Annotated in this window: 16 protein-coding genes and 1 pseudogene; 4 read left to right on the top strand and 13 right to left on the bottom strand. The window is 72.0% G+C overall.

The genetic code is table 11. The annotated features are described in order from the left end of the window. Positions 1–3: 3 nt before the first annotated feature. The 3 genes from ITJ60_RS16595 to hrcA are packed head-to-tail and all read right to left on the bottom strand — an operon-like array spanning position 4 to position 2,925. Entirely contained in the window at positions 4–741 is a 738-nt protein-coding gene (locus tag ITJ60_RS16595; RefSeq protein WP_194648727.1) for a 16S rRNA (uracil(1498)-N(3))-methyltransferase, read from the bottom strand. Continuing rightward, positions 741–1,853 carry a molecular chaperone DnaJ gene (gene dnaJ, locus ITJ60_RS16590; RefSeq protein WP_111085744.1) on the bottom strand — a complete coding sequence of 371 codons (1,113 nt, stop codon included), beginning with the start codon at positions 1,851–1,853 and terminating at the stop codon, positions 741–743. Before dnaJ ends, ITJ60_RS16595 begins: the two co-directional genes overlap by 1 nt. A 49-nt stretch (positions 1,854–1,902) precedes the next feature. Further along, on the bottom strand, positions 1,903–2,925 hold the full coding sequence (gene hrcA / locus ITJ60_RS16585; protein WP_123340397.1) for a heat-inducible transcriptional repressor HrcA: 1,023 nt from the start codon (positions 2,923–2,925) through the stop codon (positions 1,903–1,905). An 88-nt stretch (positions 2,926–3,013) separates the two neighbouring features. Between hrcA and ITJ60_RS16580 the strand changes: the two genes are divergently transcribed. Further along, a complete protein-coding gene (locus tag ITJ60_RS16580) occupies positions 3,014–3,421 on the top strand; it encodes a DUF4870 domain-containing protein (RefSeq protein WP_228510551.1) in 408 nt (135 codons plus the stop codon). A gap of 65 nt (positions 3,422–3,486) precedes the next feature. Here ITJ60_RS16580 and hemW read toward each other — a convergent pair whose 3' ends face one another. Beyond that, positions 3,487–4,728 (bottom strand): radical SAM family heme chaperone HemW, encoded by a 1,242-nt coding sequence (gene hemW, locus ITJ60_RS16575; protein WP_123292547.1) that lies wholly within the window; start codon positions 4,726–4,728, stop codon positions 3,487–3,489. A gap of 28 nt (positions 4,729–4,756) precedes the next feature. Between hemW and ITJ60_RS16570 the strand changes: the two genes are divergently transcribed. Further along, a complete protein-coding gene (locus ITJ60_RS16570; protein WP_185003103.1) occupies positions 4,757–5,449 on the top strand; it encodes an HAD family hydrolase in 693 nt (230 codons plus the stop codon). Positions 5,450–5,517: 68 nt separating this feature from the next. Here the strand turns inward: ITJ60_RS16570 and ITJ60_RS16565 are convergent, their stop codons facing one another. Continuing rightward, positions 5,518–6,165, bottom strand: a complete 648-nt coding sequence (locus ITJ60_RS16565; protein WP_111085748.1) for a DUF1990 family protein — start codon at positions 6,163–6,165, stop codon at positions 5,518–5,520. Positions 6,166–6,305: 140 nt separating this feature from the next. On the opposite strand from ITJ60_RS16565, the gene ITJ60_RS16560 reads away from it, so the two are divergent. Then, the gene (locus ITJ60_RS16560; protein ID WP_194648726.1) at positions 6,306–6,797 is read left to right on the top strand and encodes a hypothetical protein; all 492 of its coding nucleotides are present in this window, start codon (positions 6,306–6,308) and stop codon (positions 6,795–6,797) included. Between the two features lie 7 nt (positions 6,798–6,804). Here the strand turns inward: ITJ60_RS16560 and lepA are convergent, their stop codons facing one another. Both lepA and ITJ60_RS16550 read right to left on the bottom strand, forming a co-directional pair. Continuing rightward, a complete protein-coding gene (lepA, locus tag ITJ60_RS16555) occupies positions 6,805–8,652 on the bottom strand; it encodes a translation elongation factor 4 (protein WP_111085750.1) in 1,848 nt (615 codons plus the stop codon). Positions 8,653–8,932: 280 nt separating this feature from the next. Then, positions 8,933–10,099: a pyridoxal phosphate-dependent aminotransferase gene (locus tag ITJ60_RS16550; RefSeq protein ID WP_194648725.1), complete on the bottom strand. Its 1,167-nt coding sequence runs from the start codon at positions 10,097–10,099 to the stop codon at positions 8,933–8,935. Positions 10,100–10,298: 199 nt separating this feature from the next. Here ITJ60_RS16550 and rpsT point away from each other — a divergent pair, with 199 nt between their 5' ends. Continuing rightward, positions 10,299–10,559 carry a 30S ribosomal protein S20 gene (rpsT, locus tag ITJ60_RS16545; protein ID WP_111085752.1) on the top strand — a complete coding sequence of 87 codons (261 nt, stop codon included), beginning with the start codon at positions 10,299–10,301 and terminating at the stop codon, positions 10,557–10,559. Between the two features lie 213 nt (positions 10,560–10,772). On the opposite strand, the gene holA is transcribed toward rpsT, so the two are convergent. From holA to cydD, 6 genes and pseudogenes are all read right to left on the bottom strand, one after another. Further along, complete coding sequence (gene holA, locus ITJ60_RS16540; protein WP_194648724.1) at positions 10,773–11,792, bottom strand: DNA polymerase III subunit delta; 1,020 nt, start codon at positions 11,790–11,792, stop codon at positions 10,773–10,775. Positions 11,793–12,414: 622 nt separating this feature from the next. After that, positions 12,415–13,650 (bottom strand): annotated as a pseudogene (locus ITJ60_RS19455) (ComEC/Rec2 family competence protein); the annotation flags it as partial. 588 nt (positions 13,651–14,238) lie between these two features. Next, positions 14,239–15,039, bottom strand: coding sequence for a helix-hairpin-helix domain-containing protein (locus ITJ60_RS16525; protein WP_194648723.1), 801 nt, complete (start codon positions 15,037–15,039; stop codon positions 14,239–14,241). A 161-nt stretch (positions 15,040–15,200) separates the two neighbouring features. Next, entirely contained in the window at positions 15,201–17,741 is a 2,541-nt protein-coding gene (gene leuS, locus ITJ60_RS16520; RefSeq protein ID WP_194648722.1) for a leucine--tRNA ligase, read from the bottom strand. A gap of 60 nt (positions 17,742–17,801) precedes the next feature. Further along, positions 17,802–19,490, bottom strand: coding sequence for a thiol reductant ABC exporter subunit CydC (cydC, locus tag ITJ60_RS16515; RefSeq protein ID WP_194648721.1), 1,689 nt, complete (start codon positions 19,488–19,490; stop codon positions 17,802–17,804). Beyond that, positions 19,487–21,148: a thiol reductant ABC exporter subunit CydD gene (cydD, locus tag ITJ60_RS16510; protein WP_194648720.1), complete on the bottom strand. Its 1,662-nt coding sequence runs from the start codon at positions 21,146–21,148 to the stop codon at positions 19,487–19,489. Before cydD ends, cydC begins: the two co-directional genes overlap by 4 nt. Positions 21,149–21,151: the final 3 nt, after the last annotated feature.

The raw sequence follows: 21,151 nt of genomic DNA, 5'->3' as shown, positions 1-21,151 counted from the left end.
CCCTCACCAGCGCCCGAGTCCGGCCTGGAGGATCGCGAGTGCCGCGGGACCGGCGGTCGAGGTCCGCAGCACGCTGTCGCCGAGCCGGACCCTGATCGCTCCCGCGGCCTCGAGCCGCTCGAGCTCGGAGCCGTCGATGCCGCCCTCCGGACCCACCACGAGGGCGATCTCGTCGAGGTCCGCCGTCGGTTCCCAGGTCGCGAGCCGCACGGTCGCGGTGAGGTCGAGCACGAGCACCGCAGCACCAGCACCGAGCGCGGGGACGAGCTGCGCCGTCGTGACGAGCGGCCCGACCTCGGGCACGCGCGACCGGATGGCCTGCTTCGCGGCCTCGTGCGCGATGGCCGTCCACCGCGATCGGCCCTTCTCGACCTTCGGGCCCTCCCACCGGGAGACGCTGCGCGCGGCCGACCACGGCACGATCCGGTCCACACCGATCTCCGTCGACGCCTGCACCGCCATCTCGTCGCGGCCGCCCTTGGCGAGGGCCTGCACGAGCGTCAGCGACGGGACCGGCAGCGGGTCGACGGACAGTGATGCCACGGACAACACCAGCGAGTCGCGGTCGACGGAGTCCACCGCACCGGACACCACGGTCCCCCGTCCGTCCGAGAGCCGCAACGTCTCACCGACCCGCACGCGCGAGACGGTCACGGCGTGCCGCCCCTCTGCCCCGTCGAGCGTCACGGAGCCACCGACGGCGACCCCGTCGAGCGACTCCACGACGTAGAGCGATGCCATCAGAAGTTGAAGAAGCGGTCGCGGAGCTTGCCGAACATGCCCTGCTGGAACCGGGCGAGCTGCGGCGCCGACGCCTTGTGCGACTTCGCGAGCTGCTCGACGAGCTGGCGTTCCTTGTGCGACAGCTTCGTCGGGGTGACGACCTGCACGCCGACCCGGAGGTCGCCGCGGCCGCTCCCGCGCAGCTTCGTGATGCCGCGGTCCTTGATCACCAGGACGTCCGCGCTCTGCACCCCCGGACGGATCTCGAGCTCGACGGGCCCGTCGAGTCCGTCGATCGTCGTGGTGGTGCCGAGCACCGCATCGGTCATCGCGACCTCGAGGGTGGCGAGCAGGTCGTCACCGTCGCGGCTGAAGACGTCGTCGTGCCGGACCCGGATCTCCAGGTACAGGTCGCCGGAGGGGCCACCGGCGGGGCCGACCTCGCCCTGGCCGGGCATCTGCAGGCGCAGGCCCGAGTCGACGCCGGCCGGGACGTCGACCGGCACGGTGCGACGGGCGCGGACGCGGCCCTGACCCTGGCAGGTCGGGCAGGGGCTCGGGATGACGGTGCCGTAGCCGCGGCAGGTGCCGCACGGGGCGCTCGTCACGACGTTGCCCAGCAGCGAGCGGACCTGGCGCTGGATGTTGCCGGACCCGCCGCAGATGTCGCAGGTGCGCGGGCTGGTGCCGGGTGCGCAGCACGACCCGTGACAGGTCTCGCACAGGACGGCGGTGTCGACCTCGACGTCCTTGTGGGTGCCGAAGACGACCTCGTCGAGGTCGACGTCGATGCGGAGCAGGGCGTCCTGCCCGCGCTCGGCACGGCTGCGGGGACCACTGCCCCGGCCGCCACCGCCACCGCCACCGAAGAAGGCGTCGAAGATGTCGCTGAACCCGCCGGCGCCGCCGCCGAAGGGGCTGTCGGCCTGGGGCCCGGCGTCGTACCGGCGCCGCTGTTCCGGGTCGCTCAGGACGTCGTACGCGTGCGTGACGTCCTTGAACCGCTCGGCTGCCTCTGGAGCAGGGTTCACATCCGGGTGGAGCTCGCGCGCCAGCCGGCGGTAGGCCTTCTTGATGTCGGCATCGGAGGCGTCTCGCTGGACGCCGAGGACGTCGTAGTGGTCTGCCACGTATCCCTCAGTCGGTTGTGTTCGGTCGGTCGGTCGGTGTTGCGGTCGATCAGTGTTCGCCCAGGAGCTTGGACAGGTACCGTGCGACGGCCCGGACGGCCGCCATGTTCGTGCCGTAGTCCATCCGGGTCGGTCCCAGGACACCCAGGCGTGCCACCTCGCCGCCACCGGCGAGGTACCCGCCGGCGACGATGCTCGTGGCGTCGAGCCCGTACTCGGCGTTCTCGACGCCGATGCTGGCCGCCACCGCGATGTCGTCCACCTGCATCTCCCCGAACAACCGGAGCAGGGTGACTTGTTCCTCGATCGCTTCGAGCACCGGGAAGAGGCCACCGGAGAAGTCCTGTTCGCTCTTCGCCAGGTTCGCGGCGCCGGCCATCACCAGGCGGTCCTGCCGGTTCGCCGCGACCTGCTCGATGAGGGTCGCCACGACGACCCCGCCGAGCGCCTGGGCATCGGGCCGGAGCTGTTGCGGCACCGCACGGAGCGCGGTGGGCACGTCCTGCAGCAGGAGTCCCACGGCCGCGCCGTTCAGCACGGTGCGGAGTTCGGTCAGCAGCGGCTCGTCGAGCGCGACGTCGGTCTCGACGACGCGTTGTTCGACCCGGGCGGTGTCGGTGATGAGCACGACCATGAGCCGGGCGTCGCCGAGTCGCACCAGCTCGACGTGCTGCACCCGGGCGCGCACCATCGAGGGGTACTGGACCAGGGCGACCTGGTTCGTGAGCTGGCTGAGCAGGCGCACGGTGCGGCCGAGGACCTCGTCGAGGTCGTTCGGGGCGCCGAGGAAGGTCTCGATGGCGTGCCGCTGGGCGCTCGTCAGCGGCCGCGCCGCGGCCAGGTGGTCGACGAACAGCCGGTAGCCCTTGTCGGTCGGCACCCGGCCGGACGAGGTGTGAGGCGCGACGATGAGCTGCTCGTCCTCGAGCAGGGCCATGTCGTTGCGGATCGTGGCGGCGCTGACGCCGAACGCGTGCCGTTCGACGATCGTCTTGGAGCCGACCGGTTCGCGCGACGCCACGTAGTCGCGCACGATGGCCTTCAGGACCTCGAGGCTGCGTTCACTGACCACGAGCGCTCCTTCCTGGTCGACCTGGCACTCGGACGTGTCGACTGCTGATCCTACGCCCGCACGACTGCACCCCCGATACGCTTCCGGCATGACCTACGGACAGCAGCCCGGTGGCCCGCAGAACCCGAACGGGCCCCAGTACCCGAGCGGGTACACCCCGCCGCAGCCGATGAGCCCGGAGGACCAGCGCCTCTGGGCCACGCTGACCCACATCGGTGGGATCTTCTTCAACTTCGTCGCCCCGCTCGTGGCCTACCTGGTGCTGCGCGACCGCGGCGGCTTCATCCGCGAGCACACCCGGGTCGCACTGAACTTCCACATCACCGTGGCGATCGCGTACGTCGCGTGCGGCATCCTGACCGTGGTGTTCATCGGAGCACTGCTGTTCCCGATCGTCGCCGTCCTGACGATCGTCTTCGGCATCCTGGCGGCCGTCGCCGCGAACCAGGGGCAGTTCTACCGCTACCCCCTGTCGATCGAGTTCATCAAGCAGTAGCGGGCACAGTGCAGGAGCGAGCACAGTGCAGTAGCAAGCACAGTGCAGTGCAGGAGCGAGCAGCGTCAGTCCAGCAGCTCCCGCACCACCGCGTCGGCGAGCAGGCGACCCTGCAGGGTCAGGTCGATGCGTCCCCGCACCGCGGCCGACCCGTCCACGAGACCCCGTGCGATGAGTCCCGCGACCCGGCCACGGGCCTCCTGGCGGATCTCGCTTGTCGCGAGCTCGCCACGGACCCGCGCGGCGAGGAGCAGGCGCTCGACGTAGCGGGTCTCGTCGTCGATGACCTCGCGCCCGGCGGCCGGCGACTCGCCGGACAGCACCCGGTTCGCGTACGCGGCCGGGTGCTTGACGTTCCACCAGCGCGTGCCGGCGACCGCGGAGTGGGCGCCGGGGCCGACACCCCACCAGTCGTGGCCCTTCCAGTACGACAGGTTGTGGCGACTCGCGTGCGCGTCGCCGCGGGCCCAGTTCGACACCTCGTACCAGGAGTACCCAGCGTCGCCGAGCACCTGGTCGGCGAGCTCGTACATGTCGGCGGCCAGGTCGTCGTCGGGGGCCGGCAGTTCGCCGCGCGCGACCATGCGGCCCATCGCGGTGCCGTCCTCGACGATGAGTGAGTAGGCCGAGACGTGGTCCGGCTCGCAGGCCAACGCGGCGTCGAGCGAGGTGCGCCAGTCGTCGAGGGACTCCCCTGGCGTCGAGTAGATGAGGTCGAGGGAGACGTCGAGGCCCTGCTGCTTCGCGAGGTCGACGACGACCGGCACGCGCAACGGGTCGTGCGTGCGGTCGAGGGTCGCGAGGACGTGCGGCACCGCGGACTGCATGCCGTAGCTGATCCGGTTGAACCCGCCCTCGCGCAGTGTCTGCAACGAGGACGCGTCGACCGAGTCCGGGTTCGCCTCGGTCGTGACCTCGGCGCCGGGCAGGATCCCCCACGTGTCGTCGATGGCCCGAAGGATCATCGCCAGGTCGGACGCGGGCAGCATCGTCGGGGTGCCCCCGCCGAAGAACACGGTCGACACGGGCCGACGCGGCACACCCGACCGGTCGAGCACGGTCGCGGCCCACTCGATCTCCCGCACGGCGTGGCCGGCGTAGTCGTCGCGGCGCACGCCGCGGAGCTCGGACGCCGTGTACGTGTTGAAGTCGCAGTAGCCGCAGCGCACCCGGCAGAACGGCACGTGGACGTAGACCCCGAACGGCACAGCCGCCGGGTCGGAACCGGCGGCGGAGCCCGCCGCCGCTCGCGGCACGATCAGGCCGTCAGCGGGTGCCGGATCGGCGATCGGGAGAGCACTCGGCATGGAGTCCATTGTCCGTCATGATGGACGCATGGAGCACCACCCCGTCCCCACCACGGTCCTGTGGGACATCGACGGCACCCTCGTGATGAACGCGTCGTCCCCGGGCAACCTCTACCACCTCGCGCTCGAGCGGGCCGTCGGCCGCGACCTCACCCTGCGCGTCGGGCACCAGCACGGTCGGACCGATGCCGGGCTCATCGCCGAGCACGTCCGTGCGCACGCGTTCGAGGACACGATCATCCCGACGGTCAGCGGCCACCTGCGCGACCTCACCGCCGAACGGCACGCCTCGGGCGACCACCGGTCCCCCGTCCCCGGTGCCACCGCGCTGCTCACCCGCTTCGCCGAGCTCGGGTGGCGGAACGGCCTGCTCACGGGCAACTCCGAGTACCGCGCCCGCGTCAAGCTGGCCGGTGCCGGGTTCGACGAGGGCCTGTTCGACTGGGACCACTCCTACTTCGGCGACACCGAGGTGGAGCGCGCGGACGTCACCACCCGCGCGGCAGCGGAGCTCGCCGGCACCCGTGCCGTCATCGTCGGCGACACCCCGCGTGACGGCGAGGCCGCGGACGCCGCCGGCATCCCCTTCCTGGCGGTCGCCACCGGGGTGTTCGACGTCGAGGCGCTGCGGGTCACCAACGCGGTCACGGTCGCGCGGGACTGCCGGGTCGATGCCGCGCTGATCGAGGACGCCATCGCGGCGCTGCCGCCGCTGCGCTGACACAGCACGCACGCGCACGCAAGCACGCGCACGCGAGCCCGCAGGCGCTCGCAAGCACGCGCTCGCCGCTAGTCGCCCCGCAGCGCCGCCAGGTACTGCTCCGCCATCACCTTCTGCTGCCGACGCAGCAGCGGCGCGACGAACTGCCACTTCCGGCTCGACGGCTGCGAGAACTGCCGGATCTGCAGCCACACGGAGCCGTCCGACGTGCGCTCGACGACGAACGACTCCTCGCCGGAGAGCGGGTGCCCCTCGAGCGTGCCGTACGCGAAGCCCTTGCGGTCGTGCTCGTCGATGATGGACACGACCCGGACGGGCGCCTGCACCGTCCGCCCGAAGGCGTGCATCGTGAGCGTCGCCGACGTGCCGGCGGTCACCAGCGGGGTGCCGTCCGGCGCGAACTTCTCGACCCGGGGCGTGCCGATCGAGGCCGGGGCGATCGGGACGCCGTCGTCGTCGAACGTCACCGGGTTGTACCGGACCTCGTCGTCGTCGGGCTGTTCCTCGACGCGCACGCGGATGCCACTGCGCTCCTGGATCTGCCACGTCAGGGCCTGCGTCACCGCGGTCTCGAACCGCTGGTCGCCGTGCCCGATCCGGGCACGCGACTCGGTGGGGGTGAACCCCTCGGGCGGGTACGTCATGAGGTCCGACGCCTGGGTCGCCCCCACCGCGCCGTAGGTCAGGGCGGTCCGGTAGCTCCCGCGGATGCTCATGCCGTCAGCCTACTTGCGCCTGCCCCGTCGGATCGAACCGATCACGGCTCAGGTCGCGTCGTCCGGGTCGCGTCGTCCGGTTCGCGTGCACCCCGAACTGGAGGCCCGACACCCGCCCGCACCGCCCCTATCGTTGCAGCGTGCCCCGCTCCACCCCCGCGCCCTGGCGGTCCGTCGACCGTCGGACCGCGACGCTCGCCGCGCTCACGCTCGTCGCCTTCGGCGCCGCCGCACTCGCGCGTGTCCTGGTCGACGCGACGACGGCGAGCATCGGCTCCTCGGCGCGGTACGTCGCCGTGCCGGCCGCGCAGTGGGACGCGTTCGACACCGCGAACGCGATCGCCGCGGTCGGTGCGTGCTGCGCCGGAGCCGGGGTCCTGCTGTTCGGCGCCAGCCTCGTGTCCGCCGTGCGGCGGCACCGGGCCACGCGGATGCCGCAGTGGCTCGGCGCCGTGACGATCGTCCTGGCCCTCGGGGCAGTGGTGTCCGGGATCGCCGCGACCCAGCAGACGGACTTCGGTGCGGCCGCCGGGCTGGTCATCCTACGGACCGCACTGGCGGGACTGGCCGCCGCGAGCCTCCCGGCCCTCTGCCTGGCCGTGCTGCGGGCGCGGGCCACTCGGACCCGCTGACCCGTCGCTACTTCTTCTTCTCTTCCACGTCGCCGGAGAGCGCTGCGATGAAGGCTTCCTGCGGGACCTCGACCCGACCGATGGTCTTCATGCGCTTCTTGCCCTCCTTCTGCTTCTCGAGGAGCTTGCGCTTGCGGGTGATGTCACCGCCGTAGCACTTCGCCAGGACGTCCTTGCGCATCGCGCGGATGCTCTCGCGGGCGATGATCCGCGCGCCGATGGCCGCCTGGATCGGGACCTCGAACTGCTGGCGCGGGATGAGCTTGCGCAGCCGTTCGGTCATCAGCGTGCCGTAGGCGTAGGCCTTGTCGCGGTGCACGATCGCGCTGAACGCGTCGACCTGGTCGCCCTGCAGCAGGATGTCGACCTTCACGAGGTCGGCTGCCTGGTCACCGATGGGCTCGTAGTCGAGCGAGGCGTAGCCCTGCGTCTTGCTCTTCAGCTGGTCGAAGAAGTCGAACACGATCTCGCCGAGGGGCATCTCGTAGCGGATCTCGACGCGGTCCTCGCCGAGGTACTCCATGCCGAGCAGCGAGCCGCGGCGCGACTGGCACAGCTCCATGATCGCGCCGACGTAGTCCTTCGGGGCCAGGATCGCCGCGCGGACCATGGGCTCACGGACCTCGACGATGCGGCCGCCGGGGAACTCGGACGGGTTCGTGACCTCGGTCACGGAGTTGTCCTCGTTCGTGACCTCGTAGATCACGCTGGGCGCGGTCGTGATGAGGTCGAGGCCGAACTCGCGCGAGAGCCGCTCGGTGATGATCTCGAGGTGCAGCAGCCCGAGGAACCCGCAGCGGAACCCGAAGCCGAGTGCCACGGACGTCTCGGGCTCGTAGACCAGGGCCGCGTCGGAGAGCTTGAGCTTGTCGAGCGCGTCGCGGAGGTCCGGGTAGTCCGACCCGTCGATCGGGTACAGACCCGAGAACACCATCGGCTTCGGGTCCGTGTAGCCGGGCAGGGCGTCGGTCGCGGGCTTCTGCGCGCTCGTGACGGTGTCGCCGACCTTGGACTGGCGGACGTCCTTCACACCGGTGATGAGGTACCCGACCTCGCCGACGGAGAGCCCCTTCGTCGGGATCGGCTCGGGGCTCGACACCCCGATCTCGAGGATCTCGTGCGTCGACTTGGTCGACATCATCTGGACCTTCTCGCGCGGCTTGATCGAGCCGTCGATCATCCGGATGTACGTGACGACACCGCGGTAGCTGTCGTAGACCGAGTCGAAGATCATCGCGCGCGGCGCGGCCTCGACGTCACCGACCGGTGCCGGTACGCGCCGGACCACCAGGTCGAGGAGCTCGGGGACGCCGACGCCGGTCTTGCCGGAGACCCGCAGGACGTCCTCCGGCTTGCCGCCGATGAGCTGCGCGAGCTCGGCCGCGTACTTCTCGGGTTCGGCTGCCGGCAGGTCGATCTTGTTGAGCACCGGGATGATCTCGAGGTCGTTCTCGAGCGCCAGGTACAGGTTCGCCAGCGTCTGCGCCTCGATGCCCTGGGCGGCGTCGACGAGCAGGATCGCGCCCTCGCACGCTGCCAGGGAACGCGAGACCTCGTACGAGAAGTCGACGTGCCCGGGTGTGTCGATCATGTTGAGCGCGAAGGTCTCACCGTCGAGTTCCCACGGCATGCGGACCGCCTGCGACTTGATCGTGATGCCGCGCTCGCGCTCGATGTCCATGCGGTCGAGGTACTGCGCGCGCATCGCGCGCTCCTCGACGACGCCGGTCATCTGCAGCATGCGGTCGGCCAGCGTGGACTTGCCGTGGTCGATGTGCGCGATGATGCAGAAGTTGCGGATCGCGCCGGCCGGGGTCGCGGCGGGCTCGAGCGGAGCGGATGCTTGTGGGCTCACGGTTCCTCAGGTGGGTCGGACGGTCGGCCCAGTCTCCCATGCTTCACCCGCTCTGGAGGCACGGCGCGGCTGCGCGGGTCCATGCGACGCGCGCTTGGTACGCCATCGCGCCGGCGTGCTGGCCCCGCACGGTGCGAGGTCAGCAGGGCCCGTGCGCGGTTGACCGCCCCGTGACCGCATGCTGCGCGGCACGGGGCGAGCATCCTCGCACCAGGTGGAGGACTGCGCACCGTGCGCTGTCGCGCCGACCGGCACCGGGCCTCCTGGCCGCGATCGCCCGTCAGACGGAGGCGTGCGCCGGTGTGGGCAGCACGCCCAGGCCGCGCCGCAGGTCGTCGGGGGTGGCGGCCAGGCAGACGCGGATCCAGCCCTCGCCGGTGCGGCCGAACGCGCTGCCGGGCGCGACCGCGACGGCTTCGCGCTGCAGGAGGCCGAGCGCCCACGCCGCGACGTCGCCGTCCGAGGCGTGCGACACGTCGACCCAGAGGTAGAAGGCGCCGCGCGGGTCGAGGTACCGGATGCCGGCGGCGTCGAGGACCTCCTTCGCGACCTCGAGGTTCGCGCGGTAGTGCTCGCGGGCGTCGCGCACCGCGGAGTGGTCCCCCACGATCGCCGCCAGCGCCGCGTACTGGTCGGGTTCGGCGACGCAGCTGATCATCGCCTCCTGCGTGGTGCGCATCGTCGGCCCGAGGCCCTTCGGCGTCACGAGGTACCCGACCCGGACACCCGTCATGGCGTAGGTCTTGCTCAGCGAGAACGCGGAGAACACCCGGTCGTCCTCGTCGAGCGCAGCCAGGCTGACGTGGCGGGTGCCGTAGGTGAAGTACTCGTAGACCTCGTCGCTGATCACCCACAGGTCGTGCCGCTTCGCGAAGGAGAGCAGCGCGCGCAGGGTGTCCTCGCCGAACACCGAGCCGAGCGGGTTCGACGGCGAGTTCACCACGAGCACGCGGGTGCGCTCGGTGACGCTCGCCTCGAGTGCCTCGAGGTCTGGCTCGAACCCGTGCTGCGGTTCGAGCCGGTACGGCACCGGCGTGGCTCCGAGGATGTGCGCGTTCATCGTGAAGGTCGTGTAGCCGGGGTCCGGCACGAGGACCTCGTCGCCGGGGCTCAGCGTCAGCGTCATCGCCTGGAACAGGGCCTGCGTCGCACCGATCGTCGTCCAGATCTGTTCGAGGTCCGCCTCGATGCGGTTCTCGCGGCGGAGCTTGTCGCGGATCGCCTCGCGCAGGGGCGCGATGCCGCCGTTCGGTGTGTAGCCGGTCCGGTCCTCGGTCCACGCGCGACGGGCCGCGTCACCGATGTGAGGCGCCACGGGCACGTCCGGTTCGCCGATCACGAGCATCGTGACCGGGGTGCCGGCGGACTGCAGCAGCGCTGCCTGCTCGAAGACCCTCCGGATGCCGGAGGCGGGCACGGTGTCGATCCGAGGCGCGAGGGATGGCATGCCGTCACCGTATCCGGTGCGTGTTGCCGCGAGATCACGCCGATCCGGCGGTGTTTCGTGCTTTGGTGGCGGGCCGTTCGCCTGGTAATGTTGGTGGCTGGCTTGCGCGTTCCCCGCCCACGGGTGGAACGCGATGCGACCGAGGGCCCCTCTACCCCGCGGTCGCGCCCACCCGTACGAGACGAAGCAGGAGCTACACATGGCGAACATCAAGTCGCAGATCAAGCGCATCAAGACCAACCTCAAGGCCACCGAGCGCAACAAGGCCTACAAGTCGGAGCTGAAGACGTTCATCCGTCACACCAACGACGCCGTTGCCGCTGGCGACAAGGACAAGGCCGTTGCCGCCCTGGCCACCGCGTCGAAGAAGCTCGACAAGGCCGTGAGCAAGGGTGTCATCCACCGCAACCAGGCCGCGAACCGCAAGTCGGCCATCGCGAAGAAGGTTGCGTCGCTCTGATCTCCTGAGCGCTGCACGAAGGCCCCGCACCGTTCGGTGCGGGGCCTTCGTCGTGTGCGGGGGCGTGCGTGGGGCGTGGGCGGCGTGGGCGGGCGGCACGCTTCGTGAGCAGAAATGGTCGGGTGGCAAGTCGGCACTCGACCATTTCTGCTCACCAAGTGCGCGGGTGTGGGCGCGCGACGCGCGAGCGACGACCGGGAGGCGCGGGTCGCCTCAGCGCGCCTCGCCGCGTCGGGCGATGGTGCGGACCATGACCTCGAGTGCGTAGTGCGCGTCGCGCGAGCCGCCCTTGACCGCGGTGTCCGCCTCGGCGATGCTCGTGATCGCGTTCGCAAGACCCGTCTCACTCCACGATGCGACGTCACGCTGCGCGCGCTGCACCTGCCACGGGGCCATGCCGAGCGCCGACGCCGCCTGACCGCTCGGCCCGCGGAACGCGCTGACCTTCGCCATCGTGCGGATCTTGCTCGCGAACGCCGCGACGATCGGAACGGGGGCTTCGCCCGTGGCCAGGGCGTGCCGCAACTCGACGATCGCCGGAGCGGACCGTCCGGCCAGGGCGATGTCGGCCACCTTGAACGCGTTCGTCTCGACGCGACCGCCGTAGTACTTGTCGACGACCTTGTCGGTGATCTCCTGCGCTTCGTCCGCCAGGAGCTGCCGGCACGCAGCGGCGAGCTCGGCGAGGTCGTCCGCGAAGGCGACCACGAGGGTGCGGACCGCGGACGGCGCGATCTTGCGTCGGGCGGCGCGGAACTCCGCGTTCACGAATTCGATGCGGTCCGTCTCGCGCTTGAGCTCGTCGCACAGGACCTCGACCCCACCGCCGACCCCGCTGCGGATCGTGTCGAGCAGCTTCTTGCCGCGCACCCCGCCGCCGTGCCGGAGCACCAGGGTGACGTCGTCGGCCGGGGCCTGCAGGTACGAGATGGTCTCGGTGATGAAGGCGTCGGTGCACTTCTCGACGTTGGTGATCCGCACGAGTCGCGGCTCGCCGAACAACGACGGGCTGGCGAGGGTCGCGAGCAGCCCGGGAGCGTACTGGTCGGCCTCGAGGTCGTGCACCTCGAGCGCCGGGTCCTCGCCCACGAGCAGGTCCTTGAGCACGCTGCTGGCCCGGTCCGCCAGGAACGCCTCGGGCCCGGTGACGAGCACGACCGGGGCCGGGCGGATCCCCGACCACGGGACCTGGTCGATCTTCGCTGCGGCGCGCGCGGGCTTCTTGGCGGGCATGCGGTCCTTCCGGTGGTGCCGACCCGGACGGTGCCGGTGCGACGAGTGCTCCGACGATCCTACGGGCGGCCACCGACGGCGTGTGCTCCGTCCACACCCGCAGGTCGTCGGCGCCCGCCCGACCCACCACGACGGTCCCGAGTTCATCGGTGCGGTACGTGGCGGTCCCGGACGATGCGAGCATCGACAACGCCGACCGTGTCGGGTGGCCGTAGGTGTTGTCCGCGCCGACGCCGACGAGTCCGACGCGGGCCGCGAGCTGCCGGTACAGCAGCGGGTCCTGGTCGGCCGAACCGTGGTGCGAGACCTTCACGACGTCGACGGGGCCGTCGGGAAGCGCACCACCGGAGCGGACCCGACGCTGGGCGGTCTCCCCCAGGTCGCCGAGGAACACCCCGGACACGCACGTGGGGCAGTCGTCGCCCGGCAGCGGCTCGGTCACGAGCACGATGCTCGCGTCGTTGCCGGCGTCCGGGCTGCCCGCCCGCGGCCACACCACGCGCCAACCGAGCGGCCCGAGCACGCCGGACACCCGGTCGTCGGCCTGCCGGACGTCGACGCCACCGCGCTGCAGGTCCTGCACGACGCGGCTGTCCGACGCACGGCCGACGGGTCCGACGAGCGCCGTGTCGACGATGCCCGTGACCTCGTCCACCGCTCCCACGTGGTCGCGGTCGAAGTGCGTGAGGACGAGCAGGTCGATCCGGCGGACCCCCAGCAGGTCGAGGCATGCCCGGAGGCGACCAGGATCGTCCCCGGTGTCGATCAGAGCCGTGCTGTCGCCGCCACGGACCAGCACGGCGTCGCCCTGTCCGACGTCGCACGCCGTGACCGCCCAGGTGCCCGGGACGGAACCGCGCACGACCAGGACGGGAACCGCGACGGCGGCGACACCGACCACGACGACGACTCCCGCGACGAGCAACAGGCGGCTCCGCACCGTCGGAGTGCTCAGCACGGCGACCGCGAGGCTCGCGCTGACGACCACGGCGCCGACCACCCCGACGACTCCACCCGGCCACGGCGCCGACGCGTACGGCAGCAGCGCTGCACCGTGGGCGATGCCGCCGACTGCCGACGCGGGGGCCCAGGCAACGGCTGCCAGGACCGACCCACCCCACGGCCAGACCGGCGCGAGCAGACACGCACCGAGGCCGACGACGGTGACGATCGGTGCCAGGGGCTCGGCCAGCAGGTTCGCCGGCACCGCGTAGGTCGGCAGCGCCGCGGACAGCGGGATCGTCACGGGCCAGCAGGCGACCTGCGCCGCCACCGGCACGGCGAGGGCAGCGGCCGCCGGTGGCCACAGCCGTCGGGCGAAGAGCGTGGTGAGCGGTGGTCCGAGCACCACGATGCCGGTCGTGGCGAGCACCGACAGCGCGAACCCGAACGACCGCGAGAACCAGGGATCGACCACCAGCATGCCGATCGCGGCCAGGGCGATGAGCGGTAGACCGCGAACGGGGCGACCGGACAGGTGCACGACCAGCACGACGACCGCCATCACGGTGGCCCGGACGATCGACGGGTCGGGCCGCACGAGCACCACGAACGCGAGCAGCACGGCGACGGCTGACGCTGCCCGGACCCACCGCGGCGCCCCGCAGAGTCGGCCGACCACCACCACCAGGCCGACGATCACCGCGCAGTTCGACCCGGACACCGCGGTCAGGTGGGTCAGCGCCGAGGTCTCCATCGCTGCCTCGGTCGCTGCGTCGAGACCGGACCGGTCGCCGATCGCCAGGCCACGCAGGAGTGCGGCTCCGGGCTCGGGCAGGTCGGCCGTCGCACGGACTAAAGCCCGGCGGGCGGTGTCGGTGACTCCGAGCAGTCCGCCGGGTGGCTCGGTGGCGGGCACCCCCCGGAGGAACAGCACGAACGCGGTCGTGGACCCGGGGACGTCGGCCTCGAGCGTCCCGGAGCCGGTCACCCGCGTTCCCGCGGCCAGCACGCGGTCGTGATCGTCACCCGACGGCACGAGCGCACCGTCGCCCGGCGGCACGAGCCGGACCGGTACCCGGAGCGCACGCACCGTGTCGGCACGCTCGAGCGTCGCGAGCACCGAGCGGTCACCCGGGCCCAGGTCGCGCGACAGGGCCGCTTCGAACGAGACGGTGCCCGCCCCGGACGCGGGGGCCCGGAGCACCTCCGGCGTTCGTCGGGTCTCCCCCACGGTGACCGACACGGCGAGCAACGCGGTCAGCGCCGCCGCGACGAGCACCGGGCCGGCACCGGCGGTCACGGTGCGGCATCGACGGCCCGAGCGACGACGACTCGCGACGATCGCACTCCCTCCGGCCAGCACGGCCAGTACGGCGGCCACGATCCCGACCACGGGCGCTGCCGCCGGTCCCCCGACGAGCACGGTCGTCACGATCCAGGCGACCGCCACCGGCACCGCCACCCCCAGGTCCGTCGCGCTCGGCCGCAGCTGCACGGGCACGGCTCAGACCCGCACGCGGTCACGAAGCTCAGCGAACCGGACGTCGCCGATGCCGCTGACGTCGAGCAGGTCCTCGACCGCGGTGAACCGGCCGTGATCGTCGCGCCAGGCGAGGATCCGGCCGGCCAACCCCGGACCGATGCCGGGCAGGGTCTCGAGCGCAGCCTGGTCGGCACTGTTCAGGTCGACGACGGAGTCAGCACCGGTTCCGGAAGCACCCGCGGCGCCCGTACCGCCGTCCCTGCCGCCGCTCGCTGCGGCCGCACCGCCGCCGACCGGATCGAGCGCCGCCGGCACCTCGTCCTGGCCCACGCGCGGCACGTACAGCCACTCGCCGTCGGTCAGGACCCGCGCCAGGTTCAGTCGGTCAAGGTCCGCGTCCGCCGTCGCGCCGCCGGCCCGCTCGATCGCGTCGGTGACTCGGCTCGACGGCGGCAGGCGCACCACGCCGTCGCGCTCGACCGCCCCGAGCACGTGCACCACCACACGACCCGCACCAGTGGCAGCCGCTTCCCCACCGGACGCAGGACCAGCGCTCGACGACCCAGCGGTCGGCCCGCCGGCGGACGGCGCACCGGCGGACGGCACACCGGCGGTCGGCGCACCGACAGTGGGTGCACCGGCGGTGGGCACACCACTGACGACGACCCCGCCCGCCCCCGCACCACCGCGCCCCGGCAGCGACCCGACCAAGACCACCACGAGTGCCACAGCCACGACGACCCCTGCCAGCACCACCGCGGCCCGCGGCGAGAGCACCAGGCGCGACCAGAGCACGCGTCCCGATGCGGGCGCACCGTCCACTGACCGAGGGTCCGGTGACGAGGGCGACGACATGCCCCGAACGCTACGGAGCCCGGCCGATCGGCCGGGCTCCGGAGTGCTGGTCTGTGGACAGGTACGTCGGACGCCCACCCTGTGGACGGTCAGACGCCCACCCCGTGGACGGCCGCGCCGCCTGAGGGCTACCCCTTGATGGCGATGTTCACGAGCTTCGGCGCCCGCACGATGACCTTCACGATCTCGCGGTCACCGATGTACCGCTGCACGTTCGCCGAGTTGCGCGCGAGTGCCTCGAGCTCGGCGGGATCGATCGACTTCGACACCTCGAACGAGTCGCGGACCTTGCCGTTCACCTGCACGACGGCGGTGAGGGTCTCCTGCACCAGCAGCGTCGGGTCGGCCTTCCGCCAACCGTGCAGCGCGACGGTGGCCTCGTACCCGAGCTGCTCCCACATCTCCTCGCCGGTGTACGGCGCGAACACGGCGAGGCCGAGCGTGACGGTCTCGACGGCTTCGCGCACGGCGGGGTCGGCGGCACCGGGGCCGCTGTCGATTGCCTTGCGGGTCACGTTGACCAGGTCCATGAGCCGCGCGATCACGACGTTGAATTTGAACGACTCCATCAGGCCCGGCGCATCGGCCAGGAACCGGTGCGTCACCTGGCGCAGGGCGCGGTCACCCTCGGCCCAGACGACGTCGGGGGTCGACGTGACGTCGGTCGCCAGGCGGTAAGCGCGGGCCAGGAAGCGTGCCGAGGCAGACGGGGAGACGTCCTCCCAGTTGATGTCGTCCTCGGGCGGGCCGGCGAAGCCCATCACCAGGCGGATCGCGTCGACGCCGTTCGCGTCGAGCTCGTCGCCGAGCGAGACACCGCCCTTCGACTTCGACATCTTCGAGCCGCCGGACAGCACCATGCCCTGGTTGAGCAGTGCCGAGAACGGCTCGGTGAAGTCGAGGTAGCCGAGGTCGAAGAGCACCTTGGTGACGAAGCGCGCGTACAGCAGGTGCAGGATCGCGTGCTCGATCCCGCCGATGTACTGGTCGACCGGCGCCCACTTGCGGGCGACCGCGGGGTCGAACGCCTGGGTGTCGTCGTTCGCTGCCAGGAAGCGCAGGAAGTACCACGACGAGTCGACGAAGGTGTCCATCGTGTCGGTGTCACGGAGCGCGGGCGTGCCGTCGACGGGGTTCGGGACGTTGACCCAGTCGGTCGCTCCGCCGAGCGGCGAGGTGCCCTTGGGCTTGAGGTCGAGCCCCTCGGTGTCGGGCAGCCGCACCGGCAGCTGGTCGAGCGGCACGGGGTGCTCGCTGCCGTCGGCGCCGTAGATGATCGGGATCGGCGTGCCCCAGAAGCGCTGGCGCGAGATGAGCCAGTCACGCAGGCGGTAGGTCTTGGCGGCGCGACCGGTCCCGCGTTCCTCGAGCAGTGCGATCGCGGCGGTGATCGCGTGCTGCTTCGACATGCCGTCGAGGGGGCCGGAGTTCATCATCCGGCCCTGACCCGTCAGCGCCTCGCCCGTGGTGGCGGGGTTGAGGTCGGGCAGCTCGGTGTCCTCGGTGATCACCGGGATCGCTCCGGTGACCGCGGCGTTGGTGTCGACGACGACCTTCACCGGCAGGTCGAATGCCCGGGCGAAGTCGAGGTCGCGCTGGTCGTGCGCCGGCACGGCCATGACCGCCCCGTGGCCGTAGTCGGCGAGCACGTAGTCGGCGGCCCAGATCGGCAGGTGCTCCCCCGTCAGCGGGTGGATCGCGAAGCGGCCGAGCGGCACACCGGTCTTCGGGCGGTCGGCGTTCTGCCGGTCGATCTCCGAGGTCTTCTGGGTGGCGACCAGGTACGAGTCGAACGCAGCACGGACGTCGTCCGGAGCAGACGAGACGAGCGACGCCGCCAGGTCCGAGTCCGGTGCGACGACCAGGAACGTCACGCCGTGGATGGTGTCGGGGCGCGTCGTGAACACCGTGACGGGCTCGTCACGGCCCTCGATGAGGAAGTCGACGTCAGCGCCGACCGACCGGCCGATCCAGTTGCGCTGCTGCGCGATGACCTTGGCGGGCCACCGACCCTCGAGCTGGTTGAGGTCGTCGAGCAGGCGGTCGGCGTACTCCGTGATCTTGAAGTACCACTGCGTGAGCTTCTTCTTGACGACGACGGCGCCGGAGCGGTCCGAGGTGCCGTCGGGCAGGACCTGCTCGTTCGCGAGCACGGTCTGGTCCACCGGGTCCCAGTTGACCCAGCTGTCCTTGCGGTACGCCAGGCCCTTCTCGTACATCTTCAGGAACAGCCACTGGTTCCACTTGTAGTACTCGGGGTCCGAGGTGTGGATCTCGGTGCTCCAGTCGAACGACGGCGCGTAGCGCTTGAAGGACGCCTTCTGCTGCGCGATGTTCGCGTAGGTCCAGTCCTTCGGGTCCACCCCGCGCTTGATCGCGGCGTTCTCGGCGGGCAGGCCGAAGGAGTCCCAGCCGATGGGGTGCAGGACGTTGAAGCCCTGCTGGCGCCAGTAGCGCGCCACGAAGTCGCCGAGTGCCCAGTTCTCGGCGTGCCCCATGTGGAGGTCGCCGGACGGGTACGGGAACATCTCGAGGATGTACTTGCGCGGACGCGTGTCGTCCAGGTCGGTGGTGAAGAGCCCGAGCTCTTCCCAGCGGGGCTGCCACTTCTCCTGGATACGACGGAAGTCGTAGGCGTTCGGGTCCTCGGCGTGCTGCTCGGTGGTCACGGTTGACAAGGATATAAGCCGGGAGGCCCGACTCGCGCCGCCCGCACCGCCTGCGGTCCGTCAGGGGGTCACGAGGCGGCCGGCGGCCATCCGCAGGGTGCGGTCGACCAGATCCGCCCGGACCGGCACGTGCGACACGATCACGACCGTCCGGCCCGCTGCGCGGGCCATCGTGACGAGGTCGTGCAGGACGGCGTCGCCGAGGTCCGGGTCGATGTCTGCCGTGGGCTCGTCGAGCACCAGCACCGGGAACGCGTGCAGGAGCGCGCGTGCCAGGGCGAGCCGGTGCGCCTGTCCGCCGGAGACGAGGCCACCGCGCTCCCCCACGGACGCGTCGAGCCCGCCGCGACGCCCGACCCACTCGCCGAGGCCGACCCGGTCGAGCACGGCGAGCAGCTCGTCGTCGGTCGCGGTCTCGCGGGCGAACAGCAGGTTCTGTCGGACGGACTGGTCGAACACGAACGGGTCCTGCTCGATGAGCCCGATGCGGGCGCGGACGGCGTCGGGGTGCATGTCCTTCGCCGAGACCCCGTCGAGCGTGTACGAGCCCTGGTGGTCGACGAACCGGACGAGCGCGTCGACGAGCGTGGATTTCCCCGCGCCGCTCGGCCCTTCGAGCACGACGACCTCGCCGGGGTGCAGGTCGAGCGAGACCCCGTCGACCGCCGGCGTCGTGGCTCCGGGCCACTGCACGGTCAGGTCGCGCACCGCCACGCTGACCGGACCGGACACCGTCAGTTCGGCCGGGTCGGCGTCCTGCTCGGGTTCGGGCACGATGCCCGCGGGCACCCGTGCGGGGACGACCTGCTCGACCCGCTCGGCGGCGGCGCGCACGCGGCGCAGCGTGAGGACGGCGAGCGGGACGCCGCCGACGACCTCGAACAGCGCGAGCGGCACGAACACGGTCAGTGCCCAGAGCGGTCCGTCGAGCGCCCCGGACACCATGGCGGGTGCACCGACGACCAGGATCCCGATCACCGCGCCGCCGCCGACCAGCCCGACCAGGGCACCGACGAGCGCCTCGACCGTGCCACGGCGGCGGACCGCACGGGTGACGCCGGCGTCGAGACGGGCGATGTGTGCCAGGCGCTCGTCGAGGGTGCCGTAGGCAGTGAACACGTCGAGCGTCCGCACGGTGTCGAGCACGAGGTCCGCGACCCGACCACGGTCCGCCGCGGTCTCACGGTCGGAGCGCTCGGCGATCGACCGCGTCACGACCGACCCGAGCAGCGCCGCGACCGCCAGGGCGAGCACGAGCACGAGGGCGGCCGGCACCGACACGATCGCCACCGCGACGACGGACAGCACGGCGACGACCCCGGCGGACACCAGCGGCCCGACGACGCGGATGGGCAGGTCCTGCAGCCGGTCGGTGTCGGTGACCAGGCGGGTCATCAGGTCGCCACGGCCGGTGCTGCCGAGCCCTGCCGGTGCGACCGAGGCGAGCCGCCGGTACATCTCGGTGCGCACCACCGCGAGCTGCCGGAAGGACGCGTCGTGCCCGGCGAGCCGGTCGACGTAGCGCAGCGCCGCACGCCCGAGGGCGAACGCCCGCACGCCGACCATCACGAGGGTCAGGTAGAGGATCGGCGGGTGCTCCGCGGCGCGGGTGATGAGGTAGCCGCTCGCGGCGAGGAGCGCCACGGCGCAGACCGCACTGAGCGCACCGGCGGCGACCGCCTTCGCCCAACCCGACCCGTGCGGCATCGCGAGCCGCAGGACCGACGCTCCACGGGCCTCCTGGCTCATGCGCGCACCCCCGTCCGGACGGTGACCGACCCACCGGTGCCGATGTCGACCCGGACGTCGGCCAGGGCCACGACCGCCGGTCGGTGGCTCGCGACCACGACGACCGTGCCGTCGGCTGCGAGGCCGCGGATCGCGGCGACGACGTGGGCCTCGGCCTCGGCGTCGAGCGCCGACGTCGGTTCGTCGAGCAGGACCAACGGTGTGCCGACGCGGCGGGCGCGGTACAGCGCCCGTGCGACGGCGACACGCTGCGCCTGGCCGCCGGACAGTCCGCTGCCGCCGGCGCCGATCGGGAGGCCCGGGTCGACCCCCAGCCCCGCGTCGCGCAACGCGGTCCGGACGTCCACGGCGTCGGGGGTCGCGCTGAGCGCGACGTTCTCTGCGACGGTCCCGCGCACGAGGCGGGGTCGCTGGTCGGCCCAGGTGGTGCGCTGGGCGGTGGTCGTGCCGGCGGCGCCCGGGACGACCACGGTGCCGTCGTGCGGCAGGACGCCGCGGAGTGCGGCGATGACGCTCGACTTGCCCGAGCCGCTCGGGCCGGCGAGCACGACGACGGTGCCGGCGTCGGCGTGCAGGTCGAGGGGGCCGATCACCACGTCGGGCCGGCGGACGGTCAGACCGAGCACGGCCAACGCCGTGGCCGCCGGAGCGGTCGCCGTGTGGTCCGCACCGTCGCGCGGCGCGGACTGTGTGTCGTCGTCGTCGAGGACGTCGAGGACCGCTGCCGATGCCTCGACGCCGTCCTGGGCGGCGTGGAAGTCCGCGCCGACCTGGCGGACGGGGGCGAACGCCTCTGGGGCGAGGACCAGGACGAACATCGCGGCGCCGAGCCCGAGCGAGCCGTCGACCAGCCGGATGCCGATCGACACCGCGACGAGGGCGACGGACAGGCTCGCGGCGAGCTCGAGTGCGAACCCGCTGACGAACGACAGCCGGAGCACCCCGAGCGTTCCGCGCCGGTACTCGTCCGTGACGGCGCCGATGCGGCCGACCTGGCGCCGGGCGCGACCGAACACCTTGAGGGTGGCCAGGCCCTCGACGGCCTCGAGGAAGGCGCCGCCGAGCTTGGCGAGGGCGTCGGACTGCTTCCGCTGCAACGACTGGGTCGCGAGTCCGATCAGGATCATGAACACCGGGATGACCGGCAGGGCGAACAGGATGATCAGCCCGCTCGTCAGGTCACCGAGGCCGATCGCGACCAGCAGCAGCGGCGTGGCGATCGCGGTGAGTGCGAGCTGCGGCAGGTAGCGACCGAAGTAGGCGTCGAGCGCGTCGAGGCCAGGCCCGAGGGTGGTGGCGAACCCCGCACTCGATCGGCCCGCCAGCCAGGACGGACCCCGCTCGGCGGCGCGGGCGAGCACCGTGGTGCGCATCTCGCTCTTCACCTTCGCCGCGGCGCGGGCCGCCAGGTCGTCGGTCGCCCAGGCCGCCACGGCACGGAGCACGAACGCGCCGCCCAGCACCGCGAGCGCCTGCCCGAAGGTGCCCGGGACACGGCCGTCCTGGACCGCGTCGATGCCGAGGGTCACGGCGGCGGCGATCCCCCAGGCGATCGCGATGGTCGCGACCGTGCGGAGGACGCCGGTGCCGGCGGCCGCGACGATGAAGCCGCGCGCCGTCCGCGACAGGCGCAGGAGTCGCGGGTCGAGCGGCTTCACCGT

Source organism: Curtobacterium sp. VKM Ac-2884 (assembly GCF_015350945.1).
GTDB lineage: Bacteria > Actinomycetota > Actinomycetes > Actinomycetales > Microbacteriaceae > Curtobacterium.
The sequence above is the reverse complement of the archived record's forward strand: the minus strand, read 5'-3'. Positions and strand labels throughout refer to the sequence as shown.